Raw genomic sequence first — 5497 nt, 5'->3', positions numbered from 1 at the left:
GACGTTGTTATTCGCCCGCATCCACTCGACCTTCTTGCCGGGCATCGAAAAGCTGTAAATTGCCCCCTGATCGGTGACAAAATAGATCGGTACGATATAGGGTCGACCATCCTTGCAACAAGCGAGGTGGCCGAAACGGGCTTTGCTGAGCACCGCACGGCATTCACCTTCGGTCAGGTCTTTCAAGATGTACGTCATCAGAGAGTCTCCTCATTCAAGCACACATCAGACTAACCCAGGGCGGCCCGCTCATCCTTGATCGAGCGCAAAGTATAATGCCGCTGAATGGTTCAAATTCAAAACGAGGTGCATCCTGCCTCTTGAACGAATGGAGTAAGACATGGACGACCGAAAAATTCGAAGGGATATCCTCGATGAACTGGAGTACGATCCGAGCCTTGACGCCGCCCAGATCGGTGTCGCCGTTGAACACGGGATCGCAACGCTTTCTGGTCACGTGGAATCCTATGCGCAAAAATTGATGGCCGAGTCGATTGCCCAACGCATCAAAGGTGTCCGGGCGGTTGCCAGCGAGATCGAGATACGGTGGCCCGGGCACAAGCGCCACGCAGATGACGAGATCGCTGCAAGAGCACTCGACATCATATCATGGGATACCGCACTTCCCGACGCCGCGGTTGACATCAAGGTGCACAAAGGCTGGATCACGCTTTCCGGGGAAGTGCCGTGGCATTTCCAGCGGCAAGCCGCGGAGGACGCGGTCAAGAAACTCGGCGGGGTCGTTGGCGTTGTCAACGTTTTGAAAGTTAAGTCGAAGGCCGATGTCGTCGACGTCAAACATCGGATAGAGGCAGCATTGGAACGGCACGCTCTCATTGAAGCGGCTGCAGTCAAGGTCAATGTGGCACACGACAAGGTGACTTTGGAGGGTGACGTCCACGCCTGGAGCGAACGCCAGGCAGCGGAACAGGCCGCGTGGTCGGTTCCCGGCGTAAGCCTGGTCGAGAACCATATTCGTGTATCGTGATACTGAAGGAGCGCGGGAGGACTGATCCCCCGCGCTTCGTTCTCACATTGAACGACGACACATTGGCTGTCATTGGTTCGACTGCGATCAGGCCGTCTTGATAGCGATCTTCCTGTTGTTCTTCTGCGCGTTTGGCTTTTTCGGAAGAGTGACCTTCAAAAGTCCGTTGGCAAACGAGGCGTCGATCTTGTCGGGATCTACCGCTTCTGGAAGCCGGATATCGCGCTGGAAGGACCCGTAGCGGCGTTCGGACAGGTAATAGTCTGCATCTTTTTTCTCCTCGCGTTCGCTCTTTTCGCCTTTTAACGTGAGGATACCGTTCGATAGTGTGACATCAAGTTCCTTGGGATCGATGCCGGGTAGCTCGGCAGTCAACTCATAGGCGTCGTCCTTTTCGACAAAATCGACGGCCGGCGCGTGACCCTGAAATGCCGCCGGCAAACGCGAAAAGGTCCGATCGAAAAAACCCGGTGTAAAGTCATTGAAGACCCGGTCAATTTCCGAGCGAAGACTTTCGAAGGGAGACCAGCGGCCTGATGTCGACGGCGTTTTCGGCTCGGTGTTGGATGGAAGATTAGCAGGATGTTCAGCCATGTTTTCAATCTCCATTTACCTTGATGGCTCCGACGGGAGGCGTGCTCCCACTCACTTTCATCTCATGTGATCGAGATGTCTTTTCATCATAGGCTGTCGACGGGTGTGAACATTGATCGGCGTCAAATCGCGACCATCCAATTGGCGTATTCTATCAAGCAATCTGGCACGGCCGGTTCGCGCAAGACCGAGGCGGCGCGGCGGATCAGAGCAAAATCCAGGATATCTTGAAAAGGAGATGCCCCATGAAGCCTCAATTTCACCTGCCGTTGACGACCTATCCGGATCCAAGTTCGTTCACGCTACTCCAGAACGCGATCACTTTTGCCCGAAACCAAAGCGCGGATCTGAATGTAACGATCGCCAGGGTGAAAATACCAAATGTCCACAGCGCATTTCCACCCGTCTTGGACATCGCGAAAATGAGTGCAGACGCTGAAGGTACAAGTCGCGACAACGCGGAATTTCTGGCGCAAGCGACCAGGGAATACGCTGAAACCGCCGGGATTAGTGCGACGATCTCCCATCTCGAAACCTTGGAACCCCAAATTGGTGAGGCGTTTTCGCGAAGAGCGCGGATCTACGATTGTTCCATCATGGAAGCTGTTCCAACGGCCCGCTCGCTCGTGGAGAGCATCCTTTTTGACAGTGGGAGACCCCTTGTTCTGTATCCCAGCGAGACATCCTGCGGGCGCGTCGATGTGATCGCGATCGCCTGGGACGGCAGCGCGACATTGGCGCGAGCTCTAACCGGGGCGCGTCCGTTCCTCGATCAGTCCCAAAAGGTTGTGCTGATATCGGTCGTCGATGACAAGGCGATAGACGAAGAACTACACGATCGTTTTGCTGCAGCGTTGCGAAAAGGCGGACTGTCGGTGGAGGTAGCGAAAAGGCGTGCAGATGGAGAGCCGGCCGCAACGGTGCTTCAGGGGGTGGCAAAGGAGTATCGCGCCGACCTGCTCATTGCCGGCGGCTACGGACATTCACGGTTGAGAGAGCGCCTTTTGGGCGGCGTTACCCAGTCTTTTCTTGCAGGGCCCGAAATCCCGATGCTGCTCGCACATTAAGGGGCCGAAAATACCATAACGGCTGGAACCCGGCATCGACCGGTGTCCGCGAGACCAAAGCACAACTGAGGTAGCCCATTGAGACCGCGCGTCTAATGAGTGGAAGGTTGCCATCAGCCGGTGAGTTAAGCGGATCGTCGTCCGGTCGCTTTGACGACAATGGCGGCGAAAGGTGCTGGTCAAGAGGCGTGGTAATAATCTGATGGGGAAACAGCGCCTTGGGTGCCGCTCCCCTCTCTCGCTTCAGGTCGGTCGGCGGCGTGTCAGCCTCGATCAGGCCTTTGCAGTTTCACGGGCGCACTCGACGCAATAGGGCGTGAATGGCAACGCTTTGAGTCTAGGCTCACCTATATTTCCGCCGCAAAGCACGCATCGCCCGAAGTCTCCCTTTTCTATGCGATCGAGGGCAGAGAGGATCGCCTTCAGTTCTTCGCGACCGCTCCGCTCCATCCCAATGAGGACCTCGTCATTCTCCGTTTCGATCGCTCGGTCGCCACTGTCATCATCCAGTTCTCGGCCAAGGTCGCTGTCGATCATGGCGAGGCGCTTCTCAAGCCCACGACGGCGATCTTCCAGTTCGGTTTTGATCTCTACGATATTCATTTGTTTACCTCGTTTCGCCCCACACGCATGTTGCGTGTTGCTAGTGCTTTCAGGAATGGCCTCTTCTAAAATAGGCAACGATCGGGTTTTAATCATTGAGCTGGATCAAGGAGGGCTTGGACGACGGCGTCTCAACGAATTGTTCAGTTGGATTGCAGTCGCTCGTCAATCGGAGTGGTGGAGCTGCGGCAGCCCGGTAGGTTTCCGGGACAGGGTTAGGCCGACACTGCAAAGACACGGACGACACACCTGCCTCGCCGTTCAGTGAACAACGGTCGGGCCCTCGATATCGTCCTGTCTTCTTGATGCTGATCAAACGGCGCGTCTCGACTTGTTGATAGGGTGTTACGGGTCGCCGCCGGGAATGCCACCGTATTTGAAAGGGTTGCTGTCGATGCTTGAGTACACAGTCAACGCCCGCCGGGTCGATGGGCGCGGCAGCCTTGCATCCACGAAGCAGGCTGAAATACGGCTCGACACGTGCCTTGTCGATCGTGACGACGCATTCAACCCGGCAGAACTGCTGCTGGCGGCGGTGGCGGCCTGCATGATCAAGGGCATCGAACGGGTTACGCCTATGCTCGACTTCGAATTTCACGGCGTCGATGTCACCCTTCATGCCGTCCGGCAGGACGCGCCGCCGAAAATCATCTCGATCGACTACGAATTGGCCATCGACACGATTGAAAGCGATCAGCGACTGGAACTCCTGCACAAGAATGTCCGCAAGTACGGTACAATTTCGAACACGATCGCGGCTGCGGTGCCACTTGAGGGCGTGATCAGGAGAAAAGCATGAGCCGTCTGCATCGGGAAAATCACCTCGTTTCGCGCATCGGCTGGCTGCGTGCCGCCGTCCTTGGTGCCAATGACGGCATCGTCTCGACGGCAAGCCTTATCGTCGGCGTTGCGACGGCCTCGGCGGCAAGTTCCGAAATCCTGGTTGCGGGCGTGGCCGGGTTGGTCGCAGGTGCCATGTCGATGGCGGCCGGCGAGTACGTCTCGGTGAGTTCGCAGGCTGACACCGAAAAGGCAGACCTCGACCGCGAGCGCACCGAACTGGCAACCGAACCCGAGTTCGAGCGTGAAGAACTCGCCCAGATTTACGTCAAACGCGGTGTGGACGTCGTTCTGGCGCGACAGGTCGCCGATCAGATGATGGCCAGCGATGCGCTCACCGCCCATGCCCAGGATGAACTCGGCATATCCGAGATCACCACCGCGCGGCCAATCCAGGCAGCGCTTACCTCGGCTGCAACCTTTGCTGTCGGAGCGGCGATGCCGCTTACCATGGTCTTGATCTCGCCGGCCTCGATGCTGGTCGCGACCGTATCGCTTGCCTCTCTTGCATTTCTCGCCCTTCTCGGTGCCATCGGCGCGAAAGCCGGCGGCGCGAATGTTGTGCGGGCAACCTTGCGCGTGACATTCTGGGGCGCGTTTGCCATGGCAGCGACGGCAGGTATCGGTGCAGTCGTCGGAAAGGCCATCTGAACGTTCAACCCGTCCGCCGGAGGCCCGGCGAGACTTGGCGATCTCCGGTCGGACAGGTTTGAAAGCACCCCCGTACTTAAATGCGCGAGCAATGGAATTTGGGGCCATGATCTCAGTTTCGACGTTTCCAGCCTGTGATCATGGCGCGGACGAGGTTTTCGCGATGCTCGATACTGGCGAAGAGGACGCCAAGAATGTGAAGAACGATCAGGCCAAGGGTTGAATAGACCAATATCTCATGGGTGTTTTCCACCCATTCGACGCCCCAGTAGGTATCGGTCGTCATCATGTAGCCGGTGGAAACGATCCCCGCGATCATCAGGAGAAGCGCGATCACCATGACGCCGCCTGCCGGATTGTGCCCGATGTAGCGTTTTGCACGCATGCGGGCCGTATCGGCAAGGAAACCAATGACGGTCACGGGGTTTCGAACGAAGTTGACGAAACGCGCGTGCTCCGACCCCAAAAGCCCCCAAAGTACGCGGATGGCTATAAGGCTGCCGATCACGTAGCCCGAGAGAATATGCGCCGTCTCCCATTCGTCACCCGTGAAGAACGAGAAGGCGAAAAACCCCACCAGCGCCCAGTGGAACAGCCTGACCACKGGGTCCCACACCTTGATCCGTTCCGGTCGCTCCTCGCGACCGGTTACGGAGCCGTGCATTTCGTGCTCGGCGCTACGCATCAATCGTCACCGTCAACGCCGACCTGAACGCCGGTTTCCGGATTGAAGAGCGCTTCGACCTTCTGGCCG

8 protein-coding genes are annotated in these 5497 nt (G+C 57.3%); 4 read left to right on the top strand and 4 right to left on the bottom strand.

What is annotated here, in order from left to right:
- Positions 1-198 (bottom strand): pyridoxamine 5'-phosphate oxidase family protein (locus AC1D17_RS27530; protein WP_477568420.1); only part of this gene is annotated, 198 nt, incomplete at its 3' end.
- 142 nt (positions 199-340) lie between these two features.
- Between AC1D17_RS27530 and AC1D17_RS27525 the strand changes: the two genes are divergently transcribed.
- Positions 341-988: a BON domain-containing protein gene (locus tag AC1D17_RS27525; protein WP_477568419.1), complete on the top strand. Its 648-nt coding sequence runs from the start codon at positions 341-343 to the stop codon at positions 986-988.
- Between the two features lie 87 nt (positions 989-1075).
- Here the strand turns inward: AC1D17_RS27525 and AC1D17_RS27520 are convergent, their stop codons facing one another.
- Entirely contained in the window at positions 1076-1582 is a 507-nt protein-coding gene (locus AC1D17_RS27520) for an Hsp20/alpha crystallin family protein (RefSeq protein ID WP_477568418.1), read from the bottom strand.
- A 245-nt stretch (positions 1583-1827) separates the two neighbouring features.
- Between AC1D17_RS27520 and AC1D17_RS27515 the strand changes: the two genes are divergently transcribed.
- Positions 1828-2649: a universal stress protein gene (locus AC1D17_RS27515; protein WP_477568417.1), complete on the top strand. Its 822-nt coding sequence runs from the start codon at positions 1828-1830 to the stop codon at positions 2647-2649.
- A 273-nt stretch (positions 2650-2922) separates the two neighbouring features.
- Here AC1D17_RS27515 and AC1D17_RS27510 read toward each other — a convergent pair whose 3' ends face one another.
- On the bottom strand, positions 2923-3348 hold the full coding sequence (locus tag AC1D17_RS27510) for a TraR/DksA family transcriptional regulator (protein ID WP_477568416.1): 426 nt from the start codon (positions 3346-3348) through the stop codon (positions 2923-2925).
- Positions 3349-3646: 298 nt separating this feature from the next.
- Here AC1D17_RS27510 and AC1D17_RS27505 point away from each other — a divergent pair, with 298 nt between their 5' ends.
- Together AC1D17_RS27505 and AC1D17_RS27500 are read left to right on the top strand one after the other, a co-directional pair.
- The gene (locus AC1D17_RS27505; RefSeq protein WP_477568415.1) at positions 3647-4051 is read left to right on the top strand and encodes an OsmC family protein; all 405 of its coding nucleotides are present in this window, start codon (positions 3647-3649) and stop codon (positions 4049-4051) included.
- Positions 4048-4743: a VIT1/CCC1 transporter family protein gene (locus tag AC1D17_RS27500; protein WP_477568414.1), complete on the top strand. Its 696-nt coding sequence runs from the start codon at positions 4048-4050 to the stop codon at positions 4741-4743. Before AC1D17_RS27505 ends, AC1D17_RS27500 begins: the two co-directional genes overlap by 4 nt.
- Positions 4744-4855: 112 nt before the next feature.
- Here AC1D17_RS27500 and AC1D17_RS27495 read toward each other — a convergent pair whose 3' ends face one another.
- Entirely contained in the window at positions 4856-5428 is a 573-nt protein-coding gene (locus AC1D17_RS27495) for a cytochrome b/b6 domain-containing protein (RefSeq protein ID WP_477568413.1), read from the bottom strand.
- Positions 5429-5497: the final 69 nt, after the last annotated feature.

It is taken from the genome of Pararhizobium sp. P1_E7, assembly GCF_056405855.1.
The sequence above is the reverse complement of the archived record's forward strand: the minus strand, read 5'-3'. Positions and strand labels throughout refer to the sequence as shown.

Excerpts from the sequence above, each read along its gene's own strand:
- AC1D17_RS27510 (WP_477568416.1), bottom strand. The coding sequence starts at position 3,348 with ATGATTAAAACCCGATCGTTGCCTATTTTAGAAGAGGCCATTCCTGAA.
- AC1D17_RS27515 (WP_477568417.1), top strand. The coding sequence starts at position 1,828 with ATGAAGCCTCAATTTCACCTGCCGTTGACGACCTATCCGGATCCAAGT.
- AC1D17_RS27500 (WP_477568414.1), top strand. The coding sequence starts at position 4,048 with ATGAGCCGTCTGCATCGGGAAAATCACCTCGTTTCGCGCATCGGCTGG.
- AC1D17_RS27505 (WP_477568415.1), top strand. The coding sequence starts at position 3,647 with ATGCTTGAGTACACAGTCAACGCCCGCCGGGTCGATGGGCGCGGCAGC.
- AC1D17_RS27520 (WP_477568418.1), bottom strand. The coding sequence starts at position 1,582 with ATGGCTGAACATCCTGCTAATCTTCCATCCAACACCGAGCCGAAAACG.
- AC1D17_RS27525 (WP_477568419.1), top strand. The coding sequence starts at position 341 with ATGGACGACCGAAAAATTCGAAGGGATATCCTCGATGAACTGGAGTAC.